This is a genomic window from Microbacterium gilvum (genome assembly GCF_039543865.1).
GTDB lineage: Bacteria > Actinomycetota > Actinomycetes > Actinomycetales > Microbacteriaceae > Microbacterium > Microbacterium gilvum.
Genome location: NZ_BAABKO010000001.1, coordinates 679,645 through 694,624, shown reverse-complemented (window position 1 = coordinate 694,624; position 14,980 = coordinate 679,645). Strand labels below are relative to the sequence as shown.

At 71.7% G+C, this 14,980-nt stretch carries 13 protein-coding genes; 9 read left to right on the top strand and 4 right to left on the bottom strand.

What is annotated here, in order from left to right; all coding sequences use genetic code 11:
• The first annotated feature begins 17 nt into the window (after window positions 1–17).
• Both ABD998_RS03590 and ABD998_RS03585 read left to right on the top strand, forming a co-directional pair.
• Window positions 18–701 carry an alanine racemase C-terminal domain-containing protein gene (locus ABD998_RS03590; RefSeq protein WP_345435986.1) on the top strand — a complete coding sequence of 228 codons (684 nt, stop codon included), beginning with the start codon at window positions 18–20 and terminating at the stop codon, window positions 699–701.
• Window positions 698–1,735: an alanine racemase gene (locus tag ABD998_RS03585; RefSeq protein WP_345435984.1), complete on the top strand. Its 1,038-nt coding sequence runs from the start codon at window positions 698–700 to the stop codon at window positions 1,733–1,735. The genes ABD998_RS03590 and ABD998_RS03585 overlap by 4 nt, the downstream gene beginning before the upstream one ends.
• A gap of 60 nt (window positions 1,736–1,795) precedes the next feature.
• Here ABD998_RS03585 and ABD998_RS03580 read toward each other — a convergent pair whose 3' ends face one another.
• Window positions 1,796–2,011 carry a DUF7455 domain-containing protein gene (locus ABD998_RS03580; RefSeq protein WP_345435982.1) on the bottom strand — a complete coding sequence of 72 codons (216 nt, stop codon included), beginning with the start codon at window positions 2,009–2,011 and terminating at the stop codon, window positions 1,796–1,798.
• A gap of 166 nt (window positions 2,012–2,177) precedes the next feature.
• Between ABD998_RS03580 and ABD998_RS03575 the strand changes: the two genes are divergently transcribed.
• Window positions 2,178–4,259 carry a DNA gyrase/topoisomerase IV subunit B gene (locus ABD998_RS03575; protein WP_345435980.1) on the top strand — a complete coding sequence of 694 codons (2,082 nt, stop codon included), beginning with the start codon at window positions 2,178–2,180 and terminating at the stop codon, window positions 4,257–4,259.
• Window positions 4,260–4,336: 77 nt separating this feature from the next.
• Here the strand turns inward: ABD998_RS03575 and ABD998_RS03570 are convergent, their stop codons facing one another.
• Window positions 4,337–6,784, bottom strand: coding sequence for a DNA gyrase/topoisomerase IV subunit A (locus ABD998_RS03570; protein ID WP_345435978.1), 2,448 nt, complete (start codon window positions 6,782–6,784; stop codon window positions 4,337–4,339).
• Window positions 6,785–6,893: 109 nt separating this feature from the next.
• Here ABD998_RS03570 and ABD998_RS03565 point away from each other — a divergent pair, with 109 nt between their 5' ends.
• Window positions 6,894–8,021, top strand: a complete 1,128-nt coding sequence (locus ABD998_RS03565; RefSeq protein ID WP_345435976.1) for an alkaline phosphatase family protein — start codon at window positions 6,894–6,896, stop codon at window positions 8,019–8,021.
• Between the two features lie 23 nt (window positions 8,022–8,044).
• Here the strand turns inward: ABD998_RS03565 and sepH are convergent, their stop codons facing one another.
• The gene (gene sepH / locus ABD998_RS03560) at window positions 8,045–9,085 is read right to left on the bottom strand and encodes a septation protein SepH (RefSeq protein WP_345435974.1); all 1,041 of its coding nucleotides are present in this window, start codon (window positions 9,083–9,085) and stop codon (window positions 8,045–8,047) included.
• Between the two features lie 230 nt (window positions 9,086–9,315).
• On the opposite strand from sepH, the gene ABD998_RS03555 reads away from it, so the two are divergent.
• The gene (locus ABD998_RS03555) at window positions 9,316–9,609 is read left to right on the top strand and encodes a DUF4193 domain-containing protein (RefSeq protein ID WP_345435972.1); all 294 of its coding nucleotides are present in this window, start codon (window positions 9,316–9,318) and stop codon (window positions 9,607–9,609) included.
• Window positions 9,610–9,624: 15 nt separating this feature from the next.
• Here the strand turns inward: ABD998_RS03555 and ABD998_RS03550 are convergent, their stop codons facing one another.
• Window positions 9,625–10,122, bottom strand: a complete 498-nt coding sequence (locus tag ABD998_RS03550; protein ID WP_345435970.1) for a DUF3093 domain-containing protein — start codon at window positions 10,120–10,122, stop codon at window positions 9,625–9,627.
• Between the two features lie 12 nt (window positions 10,123–10,134).
• On the opposite strand from ABD998_RS03550, the gene dut reads away from it, so the two are divergent.
• The 4 genes from dut (at window position 10,135) to ABD998_RS03530 (ending at window position 14,950) form a co-directional block, all read left to right on the top strand.
• A complete protein-coding gene (gene dut / locus ABD998_RS03545; RefSeq protein ID WP_345435968.1) occupies window positions 10,135–10,584 on the top strand; it encodes a dUTP diphosphatase in 450 nt (149 codons plus the stop codon).
• Window positions 10,581–11,195, top strand: a complete 615-nt coding sequence (locus tag ABD998_RS03540; RefSeq protein ID WP_345435966.1) for a DUF3710 domain-containing protein — start codon at window positions 10,581–10,583, stop codon at window positions 11,193–11,195. The genes dut and ABD998_RS03540 overlap by 4 nt, the downstream gene beginning before the upstream one ends.
• A complete protein-coding gene (locus ABD998_RS03535; protein ID WP_345435964.1) occupies window positions 11,192–11,917 on the top strand; it encodes a DUF3159 domain-containing protein in 726 nt (241 codons plus the stop codon). Before ABD998_RS03540 ends, ABD998_RS03535 begins: the two co-directional genes overlap by 4 nt.
• 189 nt (window positions 11,918–12,106) lie before the next feature.
• Window positions 12,107–14,950, top strand: a complete 2,844-nt coding sequence (locus ABD998_RS03530) for an aconitate hydratase (protein WP_345435962.1) — start codon at window positions 12,107–12,109, stop codon at window positions 14,948–14,950.
• Window positions 14,951–14,980 lie beyond the last annotated feature (30 nt).

Below are 14,980 nucleotides of genomic sequence, written 5' to 3'. Positions count from 1 at the left end.
TGGCTAGTCTAGATCGGGTGACTTCGCCCCGCCTCCGGACCGCGGCGCCGTGGACGCGCGTGTCGCCCGCCGCCCTCGTCGCGAACCTCGAGTCGGCATCCGTCGGCGCCTCGGACGTCGGCGATCTGCGCCGTGACGCGTGGGGCCACGGACTTCTCGTGGTGGGTCGCGCCCTCCGGCACGCGGGCGTCGGCGCCGTCGTCGTCGACGCCGTCGACCGCGCGATCGCCGAGGACCTCGGCTTCGTCGTGACGGATGCGGCGCCGACCGTTCCGATGGCGCGCATCCTGGGCCTGGAGGGCGGCGCACCCGTGATGTCGCTGCGCGCGCGCGTGCTGTCGACCAAGCCGCTCCGCAAGGGCGAGGGCGTGTCGTACGGCTACATCCACCGTGCCGCGACGGACACGCGCGTCGCCCTCGTGCCCGGCGGGTACGCGCAGGGCGTCGTCCGCGCGCTCGGCAACAGCGTCTACGTCGACATCCGAGGACGCCGCCGGAGGATTGTCGGACGCGTGGCGATGGACGTGTGCGTCGTGGATGTCGGATCGCACGGGGATGTCGTCCCCGGCGACGAGGTGGTGTTCTTCGGCGATGGCGTGGTGCGCGACGAGCTCGGGCAGTGGGCGTCGGCGACGGGGCTGCGTCCCGCCGAGCTTGCGGCGCGCGTCGGTCTCGGCACGGCGCGGGAGGTGGCGGAATGACGGAGTTGAGGATCGACCTGGCGCGTCTGCGGGCGAACGTGCGCGCGGTGGCCGAGCGTGTGGCGCCCGCGGCGCTTCTCGTCGTCGTGAAGGACGACGCATACGGCCACGGCGTCGAGCCCGTCGTGGCCGCGGCTCTCGACGAGCGAGTGTCGTGGTTCGGCGCCATCGACGTGCCGTCGGCGGCGCGCGCGAAGGCGGCGGCCGGCGAGCGCGCGCGCGTGTTCTGCTGGGCGACCCTGCCGGAGGAGGCGGTCGCCGGCGCCCTCGACGCGGGGCTGGAGCTCGGCGTCGGCGACGCCGGCTACCTCGAGCGTGTGGCGCGCATCGCGAGCGGACGCGGGGCGGCCGCCCCCGTCCACCTCAAGATCGACACGGGACTTCACCGCAACGGCGTGCGACCGGAGGAATGGCCGTCCTTCACGGCGCGCGCGGCCGCGCTCGAGCGGGACGGGGCCATCCGCGTCGTCGGCCTGTGGAGCCACATCTCGGAGGCGAGCGACGCCGAGGACGACCTCTCACGTGCGGTGTTCGAGGAGGCGGGCCGCGTCGCCCTCGACGCGGGTCTCCGGCCCGACGTGCGGCACCTCGCCGCGAGCGCCGCGGCGTGGCACCGGCCGGCGTTCCGCGGCGACCTCGTGCGTATCGGCGCCTTCTGCTACGGCGTCCGCTCGGCCGGAGACGACGACATCCCCGGTGTGGCGCCTGCCGCCTCGCTCGTCGCCGACGTCGTCGGCATCGGCGCGGAGGGCGTGGAGATCGGCGTCGGATGGCTCGACGGCGTGTTCTCGACCCTCGCCGGGCGGATCGAGGTGGGGACGCCCGCGGGCGCCCGCACTCTTCTGGACGTCGCGGAGACCACCTCGACCGTCGCGTCGTGGCCCGGCGCCGCCGTCGGCGACAAGGTCGTCGTCTTCGGGCCGGGCACGACGGGGGAGTGGACGCCGACGAGCGTCGGCGAGGCCGCGGGCACGGTCGGCGAGGAGCCTCTGCTGCGGCTGTCTCCCCTCATCCCGCGTGTGCACGTGGACTGAGGCGGCCCCCGACGACGAAGCGCCCGTCCTCGCGGACGGGCGCTTCGGAAGCACGGTGTCTCAGCCGGCCTCGGCGAGACGGGCCGTCTCGTCGATCCACGACGTGGCGACGGCGCGCAGCTTCTCCTCGTACTTGCGACCGTGGTGGGCGCAGTAGAGCAGCTGGCTGCCGTTCACCTCGGCGGCGATGTAGGCCTGCGCTCCGCAGCTGTCGCAGCGGTCGGCGGCCGTGAGGCGGTAGGCGGCAGGTGCTTCGGGTGTCGTTGTCGCGGTCATGGTCTGCCTCCTGTTCGAACTGCCTGATCCGAGTTCACAGTATGAAACCACGCCCACCTCGGAAAGATGCCCGAACGCCGGCGTGTTTCGCTCAGCGCGTACGTCGGCCCCCGGCCGGGGAGTGTCATGCAGGCGGTGCGCCGCGTCGAAAGTATGCTCGAAGACTGTGACCGCCGAGTACTCCGCCCACCACCTCCAGGTCCTGGAGGGCCTCGAGGCCGTCCGCAAGCGCCCCGGAATGTACATCGGCTCGAACGGATCGCCCGGGCTCATGCACTGCCTGTGGGAGATCATCGACAACGCCGTCGACGAGGCGGTCGCGGGCAACGGCTCGCGCATCGACGTCATCCTGCACGGCGACGGCTCCGTCGAGGTGCACGACCGCGGTCGCGGGGTTCCCGTCGACATCGAGCCGCGCACGGGACTCTCGGGAGTCGAGGTCGTCTACACGAAGCTGCACGCGGGCGGGAAGTTCGGCGGCGGCTCGTATGCCGCGTCCGGTGGTCTTCACGGCGTGGGCGCGTCCGTCGTGAACGCGCTCTCGGAGCGTCTCGACGTCGAGGTCGATCGGGACGGGAAGACGTGGGCGATGTCGTTCCACCGCGGCGAGCCCGGCCTCTTCGACGATGCCGGGGCTCCGGCGCCGGATGCGCCGTTCCGCCCTTTCGAGGAGCGCAGCGAGCTGCGTCTCGTCGGCAAGGTCGGGAAGGGCGTCAGCGGGACGCGGGTGCGCTACTGGGCCGACCGTCAGATCTTCACGAGGGATGCGGCATTCCAGCTCGACGAGCTCGTCACGCGCGCGCGGCAGACGGCGTTCCTCGTGCCGGGCCTCGAGATCGTCGTCCGCGACGAGCGCGGCGACGACGCCGTGGAGACGTCGTACCGCTTCGATGGCGGCATCTCCGAGTTCGTCGACTTCCTGGCGACGGACGCTCCCGTCACGGACGACTGGCGGCTGCAGGGCTCCGGCACGTTCCAGGAGACCGTGCCGATGCTCCAGCCGGACGGCTCGATGCGCTCGACCGAGGTCCAGCGCGAGTGCACGGTCGACATCGCCCTGCGATGGGGGACCGGCTACGACACGGCCATCCGCTCGTTCGTCAACATCATCTCGACGCCCAAGGGCGGCACGCACCAGCAGGGGTTCGAGCAGGAGCTGCTCAAGCAGCTGCGCGCCGAGGTGGAGAAGAACGCCCGGCGCCTCAAGGTGGGCCAGAACGACAAGCTCGAGAAGGACGATGTGCTGGCGGGCCTCACCGCCGTCCTCACCGTCACGGTCCCGGAGCCGCAGTTCGAGGGGCAGACCAAGGAGGTCCTCGGCACTCCCGCCGTGCGCGCCATCGTCGCGAAGGTGGTTCGCGAGGGGCTCCGCGAGCGCTTCACGTCGACGAAGCGCGACGACAAGAACCAGACCTCGATGCTGCTCGACAAGGTCGTCGCCGAGATGAAGGCGCGCGTGTCGGCGCGTGCCCACAAGGAGACGCAGCGCCGGAAGAACGCGCTGGAGAGCTCCTCCCTGCCGGCCAAGCTGATCGACTGCCGTTCGAGCGACGTGGCGCAGTCGGAGCTGTTCATCGTGGAGGGCGACTCCGCGCTCGGCACCGCGCGTCGGGCGCGCGACAGCGAGTTCCAGGCGCTGCTGCCCATCCGCGGCAAGATCCTCAACACGCAGAAGGCCTCGATCGGCGACATGCTGTCGAACGCCGAGTGCGCGTCCATCATCCAGGTGATCGGCGCGGGGTCGGGCCGGACCTTCGACATCGAGGCCGCGCGCTACGGCAAGGTCATCATGATGAGCGACGCGGACGTCGACGGCGCGCACATCCGCACCCTGCTGCTGACGCTGTTCTACCGCTACCTGCGGCCGCTCATCGAGGACGGTCGCGTGTACGCGGCCGTCCCGCCGCTGCATCGGGTCATCGTCGTCAACCCCGGCTCCAAGCCGAACGAGACGATCTACACGTACAGCGACGTCGAGCTGCAGCGGCTGCTCGCGAAGCTGCAGAAGCAGGGCAAGCGCTGGCAGGAGCCCATCCAGCGGTACAAGGGCCTCGGCGAGATGGACGCCGACCAGCTCGCGGAGACGACGATGCAGCGTGACGGGCGTCTGCTCCGACGGGTGCGGATGGAGGACGCGGAGGCGGCCGGCCGCGTCTTCGAGATGCTCATGGGCAACGAGGTCGCCCCGCGCCGCGAGTTCATCATCGACTCCGCCGACCGCCTCGACCGCGAGGCGATCGACGCCTGACGGTCCGAGCCCCCGGGCCGGTCGGTCGTCGAGCGAGGGCGCGCAGCGACCGAGTCGACAGGTCGCGAGGTGCGATGTCAGACGATCGTGCGGCCGATCGACGAGATGACGGCGTCGAGCGGCTGACCCGACGCGTCGCGCTTGGCGAGCGTCTGGGGGAGCTTGCGCGCAGAGCCGTTCTGATCGACGGCGAGCGCCGGGTCTGGCCCCACCCACGCGAGCGTGAGCCGGTCCTCGCCGCGGAGGAAGGCGTGCGCGCGCACGCCGCCCGTCGCGCGGCCCTTGCCCGGGAACTCGGAGAAGTCCGAGATCTTCGCGCGACCCGTGTCGGCGCCCGGCAGCATCGCCTCCGAGCCCGACACGGTGACGACGACGTCGCCGTCGCCCGAGACGGCGCCGAAGAACAGCGCAGACGCGTTCGCGCCGAGCTTGATCCCGGCCATCCCGCCGGCCGCCGCGCCCTGGGGGCGCACCGACGACGCGGCGAAGTGCAGCAGCTGGGCGTCTGTCGTGACGAACACGAGCTCCGCCTCCTCGCCCGCGGGCGCCGCGCCGACGACCTCGTCGCCGGGCTTCAGGGCGATGACCTCGATCTCCGCCTTCGCCGGCAGGGCGGCCGGGACGATGCGCTTGACGATGCCCTGCGCCGTCCCGAGCGCGACCGGCGTCTCGTCGTCGAGGCGGACGAGCGCGACGATCCGCTCGGCGCGGTCGGTGAGACCGACGTAGTCGTGCAGCTTCACGCCCGCGCCCAGCTGCACGGCGTTCGCCGGCACAGAGGGGATGTCGACGGGATGGAACCGCACGAGACGGCCGCGGTTCGTGAGGGCGCCGGCCTCGCCACGGATGGTCGTGGCGACGGTCGAGAGGATCGCATCGTGCTTGCTGCGCCGACCAGGGGCCGCGAGCGCCTGCCCCTCGGGAACCTCCACGCGCACGGCGCGCCCCGTCGTCGACAGCGCGACGAGCGTCGCGCCGTCGGCGATCTGGAGATCCGCATCGTCGGTCCTGCGCGAGCGGGTCGCCGCAGGCTTCGCGTTCATGAGGAGCGTGCGCCGCGGCGTGCCGTACTTGTCGACGACCGCGTCCAGCTCGGACGACACCTGGCGGCGCAGGAGGGCATCCGATCCCAGCAGCTCCTCGAGGTGCGCGATCTCCGCGAGCAGCTCGTCGCGCTCCTTCTCGAGCTCGATGCGCGAGAACTTCGTGAGGCGGCGCAGGCGCAGCTCGAGGATGTACTCCGCCTGCACGTCGTCGAGGTCGAACACCTGGCACAGTCGCGAGCGGGCCTGCTCGGAGTCGTCGGAGGTGCGGATGACCTGGATGACCTCGTCGATGTCGAGGATGGCCACCAGCAGGCCCCTCACGAGGTGCAGACGCTCCTGCCGCCGCGCGAGGCGGTAGCGGCTGCGGCGCGTGACGACCTCGATGCGGTGCCCGACGTACACCCGCAGGAGCTCGAGCAGTCCCAGGGTGTGCGGACGCCCGCCGACGAGGGCGACGTTGTTGAAGTTGAAGGAGTCCTCGAGCGGGGTGAGGCGGTAGAGGCGCTCCAGCACGGCCTGCGGGTCGAAGCCGGTCTTGACCCCGATGACGATCCGCAGCCCGTTGTTGCGGTCCGTGAGATCGGTGACGTCGCTGATGCCCTGCAGCTTCTTCGACTGGACGGCGTCCTTGAGCTTCTCGATGACGCGCTCCGGCCCCACCATGTACGGCAGCTCGGTGACGACGATCCCGGTCCGCCGCGGGCCGATCTGCTCGATCGACACCTTGCCGCGCACCTTGATCGCGCCGCGCCCCGTCTCGTAGGCGTCGCGGACGCCGTCGAGCCCCACGACGATCCCGCCCGAGGGGAAGTCGGGGCCGGGTACGAACTCCATGAGCTGGTCGAGCGTGGCATCGGGGTTCTCGATGAGGAAGTTCGCGGCCGCGACGACCTCCGTGAGGTTGTGCGGCGCCATGTTCGTCGCCATGCCGACCGCGATGCCGGTCGTGCCGTTGACGAGGAGGTTGGGGTACGCGGCGGGCAGCACGTCGGGCTGCTGGAACTGGCCGTCGTAGTTCGGCACGAAGTCGACGACGTCCTCGTCGAGGTTCTCCGTCATCGCCATCGCGGCGGCGGCGAGGCGCGCCTCCGTGTAGCGGGCCGCAGCCGGGCCGTCGTCGAGGGAGCCGAAGTTGCCGTGGCCGTCGACGAGCGGGACGCGCAGGGCGAAGTCCTGGGCGAGGCGGACGAGCGCGTCGTAGATGGCGGTGTCGCCGTGGGGGTGGAGCTTCCCCATCACCTCGCCCACGACGCGGGCGCTCTTGACGTGGCCGCGCTCGGGGCGCAGGCCCATCTCGGCCATCTGGAACAGGATGCGCCGCTGCACGGGCTTGAGGCCGTCGCGCGCGTCGGGGAGCGCTCGGGAGTAGATGACCGAGTAGGCGTACTCGAGGTACGACCCCTGCATCTCCGACTCGAGGTCGATGTCCTCGATGCGCTCGTCGACGGGTGCAGCGTCGGACGCCTGCCTGCGCGCCATTCGGCCCTCTTCCTCGCGTGATGCCCGGTGCTCGTCCGCCGTCCTGCCCGCCCGCGGCCGGGTGGCGCGCGCAGGGCGGCGTGGACGCCGCTATGGGAGACTTGCCCGGATGTCCCTCATCGTACCCGGGGGCCCGGCGAACGCCCGGAGCCTCACCGAGCTCGCGCCCGAGTCGCTGCGCGCGCTCGACGGCCGCGGCACGTGGCTCGCCCCTGCGACGTCCCTCGTCCTCGTCGTCGTCGACGGGCTCGGCGCCATCCAGCTGCGGGCCCATGCAGGACATGCGCGCCGTCTCGCGGGCGCGATGGCCCGTCGCGACACCGCGCGGAGCGTCTTCCCGTCCACGACGGCTGCCGCGCTCACGAGCATCCTCACGGGCGCGGACCCCGGCCGCCATGGTCTGGCGGGCTACCGTGTGCGCGATCCCGAGCGCGGAACCCTCGCGAACCAGCTGAACGGCTACGAGCGCGACGGCCTCGATCCCTCGACGTGGCAGCGGGAGCCGACCGTGTTCGAGCAAGCGCTGGCGGACGGCCGGCGCGCGTTCGCTGTCGGCCTCGGCGAGTACGCCGGCACGGGCTTCAGCCGCGCGGTGCTCCGCGGCGCGGAGTACGTCGCGGAGGACGGCGTGCGCGCCCGCGTCGCGACGGCGTACGCGCTCGCCGCCGCCCATCCCGGGGCGTTCGTCTACTGCTACCTCCCCGAGGTCGACAAGGCGGGACACCGGCACGGCGTCGACTCGCCGCAGTGGCTCGCCGCGCTGGAGGACGTCGATGCGGCGTTCGCGGCGCCCGTGCCCGCCGGCGTCGGCGTCATCGTCACGGCGGACCACGGCATGGTCGACGTCCCCCGGCGCCGCCACGACCTGCTCGACCACGGCGACCCGCGTCTCGACGGCGTCGCGCTCATCGGCGGCGAGCCGCGGCTGCTCCACCTCTACCTCGACGACGGGGCGCAGGCGGAGACCGTGGCGGCGACCTGGACGCGGCTCTCAGAGCGCAGCGGGGTCGTCGCGACGCGCGACGCCGCCGTCGCCTCCGGTCTGTTCGGCGAGGTGGACGCCGCCGTGGCGCCGCGGATCGGCGACGTCCTCGTTGCGGCGCGCGGCACGTGGGCGTTCTACGACGATCGCCTCGCCGACAAGCGCTCGCAGGCGATGGTCGGCCAGCACGGCTCCGTCACTCCGGAGGAGACGAGCGTCCCGCTCATCCTCCTCGGCGCCGTCGCACGGCGCTGAGGAGGATCAGGCGCTGAGGAGGGTCAGTCGTCGGCGCGGGCGCCGAAGACGATCTCGTCCCACGACGGCATCGACGCGCGCCCGCGACGGCGGGGCGCGTCCTGCTCCGGGCGGGCGGCCGTCTCCGCGGCGGGTTCCGGCTCCGGGTCGCCCGCGTACCCCGGCTCGAGGGCGTCGAAGATCGCGACGGGGGCGGCGCCGGGCTTCTCGGGCTCGTCCGGGGCGTCGGTCTCGGTCTCGAGCACGGGCGCGGTCTCGCGCTGGCCCCGTCGACGGCGGAGGGCTTCGAGGAGGTCGGCGGTGTCGGGGTGCGGGGCGTCGGCGCTCGGAGCGCGCTTCGTCGCGGCGTCGCGCACCGACGGGATGGCCCGTGTCAGGCCGTCGGTGGCGGTCTCCGCTTCGGGGAGGCGACGTGGTCCGAAGGCCCCGGAATCGAAACGCTCCTCCTCGCGCGGCTCGACCGCGTCGAGCGCGCGCAGCCGGGGGATGAGACCCTCCGGGAGCGGACCCTGGCGCGAGAGCTGCGTGGCGTCGCCGTTCAGCGGGGCGAGCGCGCCGCGGCGCGGATCGAAGCTCCAGCGCGCGTCGTGGTCGACGTCGGATGCCGTGAACTCGAGCTTGACGACCCAGCCGGTGTCGTCCTTCCAGCTCGTCCATCGCTCACCCGTCGCGGAGATGTCCGACAGCTTGCCGCGGATGGCGTCGCCGAACGTCGGGTTCTGCTCGCCGCCGAGGTCGACGGCCATGAGCACGGGCACCGCGAGAGCGCGTCCGACGATGTGCTCGCGCTCGGCGACGACCGGGCCCTCGAACCGCCGCACGTCCTCGAGACGCGCTCCGAGGAGGGCGGCAACCTCCTCCGCGGAGAGGCCCGAGCGGATGTGCTGCTGGATCTCCCGCGGACTCACGGCCGGGAGCCGCGGCTCGTCGCTGTGGGCGGCCCTGTCGATCCGCCGCAGCTGGGTGCGCAGCAGGTCGTCTGCGGGCAGCACGAACCGCACGCCCGAGTCGTTCGCCAGGACGAGCTTCCCGTCCTCGGTTCCCACGATCGTGAGCTGTTCCATGCGCCTGCTCCTCACACGATGGCCATCGGTGTCCCGTCATGGTGTCACGGGCAGGGCGTCCAGGCCGGGAATACCGCGGGCGCGCCGCGGGTTCCGATGCGTGCAGGCGCCGGAGGCGGCGCGTCGGGCAGAACGCATTTGCGAAAGCGCGACGCGTCGTGCAAGATAGCGCCGCCCCGCCACGCGGCGGGGATGAGCAACACCCGATGACGAAAGAAGTGACGCCCTAGATGGCAACCGACTACGACGCCCCGCGCAAGAGCGAAGACGACAACAACGAGTCGATCGAGGCGCTGAAGGCGCGCCGCCCCGACAACGCGGGGTCGATCGACTCGGAGGACGCCGACAACCCGTCGAGCTTCGACCTGCCGGGCGCCGACCTCTCCAACGTCGAGCTCGACGTCGTCGTGCTGCCGCCGCAGGACGACGAGTTCACGTGCATGAGCTGCTTCCTCGTGAAGCACCGCTCGCAGCTCGACCACGACGGCGCAGACGGTCCGATCTGCCGCGACTGCGCGGCCTGACGCGACCGGCCCGCGTCAGCGGGTCTTCCCGCGCGCACGCCGCACGGCCGCCGCGAGGCGGTCGGGCGTGCGCGTGGACACCGTCCACGACGTGACGGGGTCGTCCTCGTCGGTGTTCGGGATGACGACCACGCCGTCGATGCCGCCGCGCACGAGGTACCAGCCGCGCGGGTCGAGACCCGTCCCGCGGGCCGCGCGGGCCTCCTCCCCGACGAGCGGCACGGGCTCGCCGAGGTAGCGGGCCTCGATGTGCGCGCGCCCTGCGCGCAGGCGGCCCTCCCGCACCTCCACGACGGGGGAGCCGGCGAGCAGCAGTGCGATGATCGCGACGGCGCCCGCCGCTCCCAGCGCCAGCGCCAGCGCAGGCTCGATGCGGATGAAGACGAGAGCGATCATGGGGCCCGTGACGGCGGCGGACGCGAGCGCCCACAGCGACGGCGACAGGCGCTCTCGGTACGGAGCGGCGGCACCCGCGGAGGAGGTGCTGTGGGGGGACGGCACGGTGTTCTGCATTACCCTCGTTGCGTGACCGATATCGTGGACGTCCCCATTGTCGCACCCGCGGTGCCCGTCTACTCGCACCCCGGCGACGCAGGAGCCGACCTCGTCTCGGTCGAGGACGTCGCGCTCGCACCGGGGGAGCGCGCCCTGGTGGGTACCGGCGTGCGCGTCGCGCTGCCCGACGGATATGCGGCCTTCGTCGTGCCCCGCAGCGGGCTCGCCGCGAAGCACGGCATAACGATCGTGAACGCGCCGGGGACGATCGACGCGGGCTACCGGGGCGAGATCAAGGTCGCCCTCCTCAATACCGACGCGCGCGAGACGTACCGCGTCGCGAAGGGCGAGCGGATCGCGCAGCTGATCCTCATGCCCGTTCCGCGCGCGAACTTCATCCCCGTCGACGAGCTGCCCGGATCCGTGCGCGGTGACGGCGGCTTCGGCTCGACGGGCAAGCAGACACGAGGAGACGCATGAGCGACGACAGCGGGCAGGGCGCCGACGAGATCGAGGTCGCGGAGACGACGGGGCCGACCGCGCGCGACCGCGCCGCGGACGGGCCGTTCGACGAGTCCGAGGCCAACCCCGTGCGCCCGTACATCGATCTCGGCGGCATCAAGATCCTGCCGCGGGAGGGGCTGAACCTCCGGCTCGAAGTGGAGGAGCAGTCCAAGCGCATCGTCGCGGTCGGGCTCGACTACGCCGACTCCACGCTCCAGGTGCAGCCCTTCGCCGCTCCCCGGTCGGCGGGACTCTGGGATGAGACGCGCGACCAGATCCGCGAGCAGGTGCGCCAGCAGGGCGGGCGCGTGGAGGAGCGCGAAGGCCCCCTCGGCCCCGAGCTCCTCGCCGAGGTGCCCGTCCTCGCCGGCGGCGCCTCCGAGAAGCGGCTCGCCCGCTTCATCGGCGTCGACGGGCCGCGCTGGTTCCTGCGCGGCGTCGTCGGCGGGCGCGCGACGAGCGATCCCGAGGCCGCGGAGCGCGTGGAGGACCTCTTCCGCTCGATCGTCGTCGTGCGCGGCGGCGCCCCCATGCCGCCCCGCGACCTCATCCCCCTGAAGATGCCGCAGACCCCGGGAGCGGCGTGAGCGCAGCGGGCGATCGAGAAGAGGACACGCCCCTCGAACCGCCGAGCGCCTCCGACGCGCTGGGCGCCGCACTCGGCGGAGCCGCCCGCCGCATGGGCCTGGACCCGTCTGCGCAGGCGGGCACGGGCCAGGTGGTGTGGAAGGCCATGGGCGGATGGCGGGGCGTGCTCGAGTCCGTGCTCCCGAGCCTCGCCTTCGTCGTGCTCTTCACTCTCTTCCCCGACGCGCTGGTCCTCGCGCTGGGCGTCTCCGTCGGGGTGGCCGCGCTGTTCACGCTCGTCCGCCTCATCCAGAAGTCGCCGCCCTCCGCCGCCCTCGGGGGCCTCATCGCGGCGGCGGCCGCGGCCGCGCTCGCGCTCTGGACCGGGCGCGGAGAGGACAACTTCGTCCCCGGCTTCCTGACGAACGCCGTCTACGGAACGGCCCTCCTGGTCTCCGCCCTCATCGGGTGGTCGCTCATCGGCCTCGCGGTCGGCTTCCTCATGGGGGAGGGGACGGCGTGGCGCAGGGATCGCCGGAAGCGCCGCGTCTTCCTGTGGCTCGGGCTCGCGTGGGCCGCGCTGTTCTACGCGCGTCTCGCCGTGCAGCTGCCGCTGTACTTCGCGGGCGACGTCACGGCGCTCGGCACCCTCAAGCTCGTCATGGGCCTCCCGCTGTTCGCACCGCTCGTCGCGGTGACGTGGCTCGCCGTGCGCGCGCTCTACCCGCGCCCCGCAGCCTGACACGCGCTCGCCTGGGCCGTGCGTGAGCATCCACGCGTGCTAGATTTATCTTGACATCGAGATAAATCGCGCAGCAGTCGCGCCTCGCCCGCCGTGGTCGTCGGGTTAGGTCCGCCTTCCTAGCCTTCCGCTGCGGGCGGCGAGCAAGATGGGGGCGTAAGTGCGCGGTCGACCAGGAGGAGACAGCCCGTGTCAACGGTGAACAGCTTCGGTGCGAAGAGCACCCTGACGGTCGGCAGCACCGACTACGAGATCTACCGCATCGACGCCGTCGCCGGCTACGAGAAGCTCCCGTACAGCCTCAAGGTGCTGCTCGAGAACCTCCTCAGGACGGAGGACGGCGCGAACATCACGAAGGCGCAGATCGAGGCGCTCGGCTCCTGGGATGCCGCGGCGGAGCCCGACACCGAGATCCAGTTCACGCCGGCTCGCGTCGTCATGCAGGACTTCACGGGCGTGCCGTGCATCGTCGACCTCGCCACCATGCGCGAGGCCGTCACGGCGCTCGGCGGCGACGCGAACCGCATCAACCCGCTCTCGCCCGCCGAGATGGTCATCGACCACTCGGTCATCGCCGACCTGTTCGGCAGCGAGAACGCGCTCGAGCGCAACGTCGAGATCGAGTACGAGCGCAACGGCGAGCGCTACCAGTTCCTCCGCTGGGGCCAGACCGCCTTCTCCGACTTCAAGGTCGTCCCCCCGGGCACCGGAATCGTCCACCAGGTGAACATCGAGCACCTCGCGAAGGTCGTGTACGACCGCGAGGTCGGCGGCGTGCTGCGCGCCTACCCCGACACGTGCGTCGGCACCGACTCGCACACCACCATGGTGAACGGCCTCGGCGTGCTCGGATGGGGCGTCGGCGGCATCGAGGCGGAGGCCGCCATGCTCGGCCAGCCCGTCTCGATGCTCATCCCGCGTGTGGTCGGGTTCAAGCTCACCGGATCGATCCCGGCGGGCGTGACGGCGACCGACGTCGTCCTCACGATCACCGACATGCTCCGCCAGCACGGCGTGGTCGGCAAGTTCGTCGAGTTCTACGGCGAGGGCGTCGCCTCCGTGCCGCTCGCGAACCGCGCCACGATCGGCAACATGAGCCCCGAGTTCGGCTCGACGGCCGCCATGTTCCCCGTCGACGACGTCACGCTCGACTACCTGCGGCTGACCGGCCGCGACGAGCAGACGGTCGCGCTCGTGGAGGCGTACGCCAAGGAGCAGCACCTCTGGCACGACCCGTCGCGGGAGCTCGTCTTCAGCGAGTACATGGAGCTCGACCTCTCCACGGTCGTCCCCTCCATCGCCGGCCCGAAGCGCCCGCAGGACCGCATCCTGCTGTCGGACGCGAAGGAGCAGTTCGGCAAGGACATCCTGAACTACGCGGAGCCCGCTCAGGAGCCGGTCGAGGTGGACGGGACGTTCCCCGCCTCCGACCCGGGCGTCGCCCCCGGCGTCGAGCACGAGCACGTCGAGGCGCACGATCTGCACCACTCGCCGTCGGTGCTGGTCTCCGGTGCGCCGCACGCCGCGTCCAACCCCGTCAAGGTGACCACGCCGGATGGCGCGGAGTACCTCCTCGACAACGGCGCCGTCACGCTCGCCGCGATCACGTCGTGCACGAACACGTCGAACCCCTCCGTGATGATCGCCGCGGGGCTCCTCGCGCGCAAGGCCGCGCAGAAGGGCCTGACGCGCAAGCCCTGGGTCAAGACGACGCTCGGCCCCGGGTCGAAGGTCGTGACCGACTACTACGAGAAGTCGGGTCTCGACAAGGACCTCGAGTCGCTGGGCTTCTACACGGTCGGCTACGGCTGCACGATCTGCATCGGCAACTCGGGCCCCCTCATCGAGGAGGTCTCCGCGGCCATCAACGAGAACGACCTCGCCGTGACGGCCGTGCTCTCCGGCAACCGCAACTTCGAGGGCCGCATCAGCCCCGACGTGAAGATGAACTACCTCGCGTCGCCTCCGCTCGTCGTGGCGTACTCGCTCGCCGGGTCGATGAACTTCGACTTCGAGGCGGACGCGCTCGGCACCGATGCGGACGGCAACGACGTGTTCCTGCAGGACATCTGGCCCTCGCCGGACGAGGTCCAGGAGATCATCGACTCGTCGATCTCGCGGGAGCAGTTCATCAAGCAGTACGCGACCGTGTTCGACGGCGACGAGCGCTGGCGCAACCTGCCGACGCCGACCGGCCCCGTCTTCGAGTGGAACGACGAGTCGACGTACGTGCGCAAGCCCCCGTACTTCGAGGGCATGACGATGGACCTCACGCCCGTCACCGACATCGTGGGCGCGCGCGTGATGGCGACGCTGGGCGACTCGGTGACGACCGACCACATCAGCCCCGCAGGCAACATCAAGGCGGGCACGCCCGCCGCGCAGTACCTGACGGAGCACGGCGTCGCACAGAAGGACTTCAACTCGTACGGGTCGCGACGCGGCAACCACGAGGTCATGATCCGCGGCACGTTCGCGAACATCCGCCTGAAGAACCTCCTCGTGAGCGCCGTCAACGACGGCGCCGTGGTCGAGGGCGGTTACACGCGCGACTTCACGAAGCCCGACGGTCCGCAGTCGTTCATCTACGATGCGTCGCAGAACTACCAGGCGCAGGGCACCCCGCTCGTCATCTTCGGCGGCAAGGAGTACGGCTCCGGATCGTCGCGCGACTGGGCGGCCAAGGGCACGAGCCTGCTGGGCGTCAAGGCCGTGATCACCGAGAGCTTCGAGCGCATCCACCGCTCGAACCTCATCGGCATGGGCGTCGTCCCGCTGCAGTTCCCCGCGGGCGAGAGCTGGGCGTCGCTGGGCCTCGACGGCACCGAGATCGTCTCGATCGAGGGCCTCGAGCAGCTCAACGAGGGCGTCACGCCCAAGACGGTCACCGTGACCGCCGCGCCGAGCGAGCACTCCGCTCCCGGCAAGGAGACGGTGCGGTTCGACGCCGTCGTGCGCATCGACACCCCCGGTGAGGCGGACTACTACCGCAACGGCGGCATCCTGCAGTACGTGCTGCGCAGCCTCGTCTGACGCACGTCCCCATCGGCCCCGGTGCCCCGC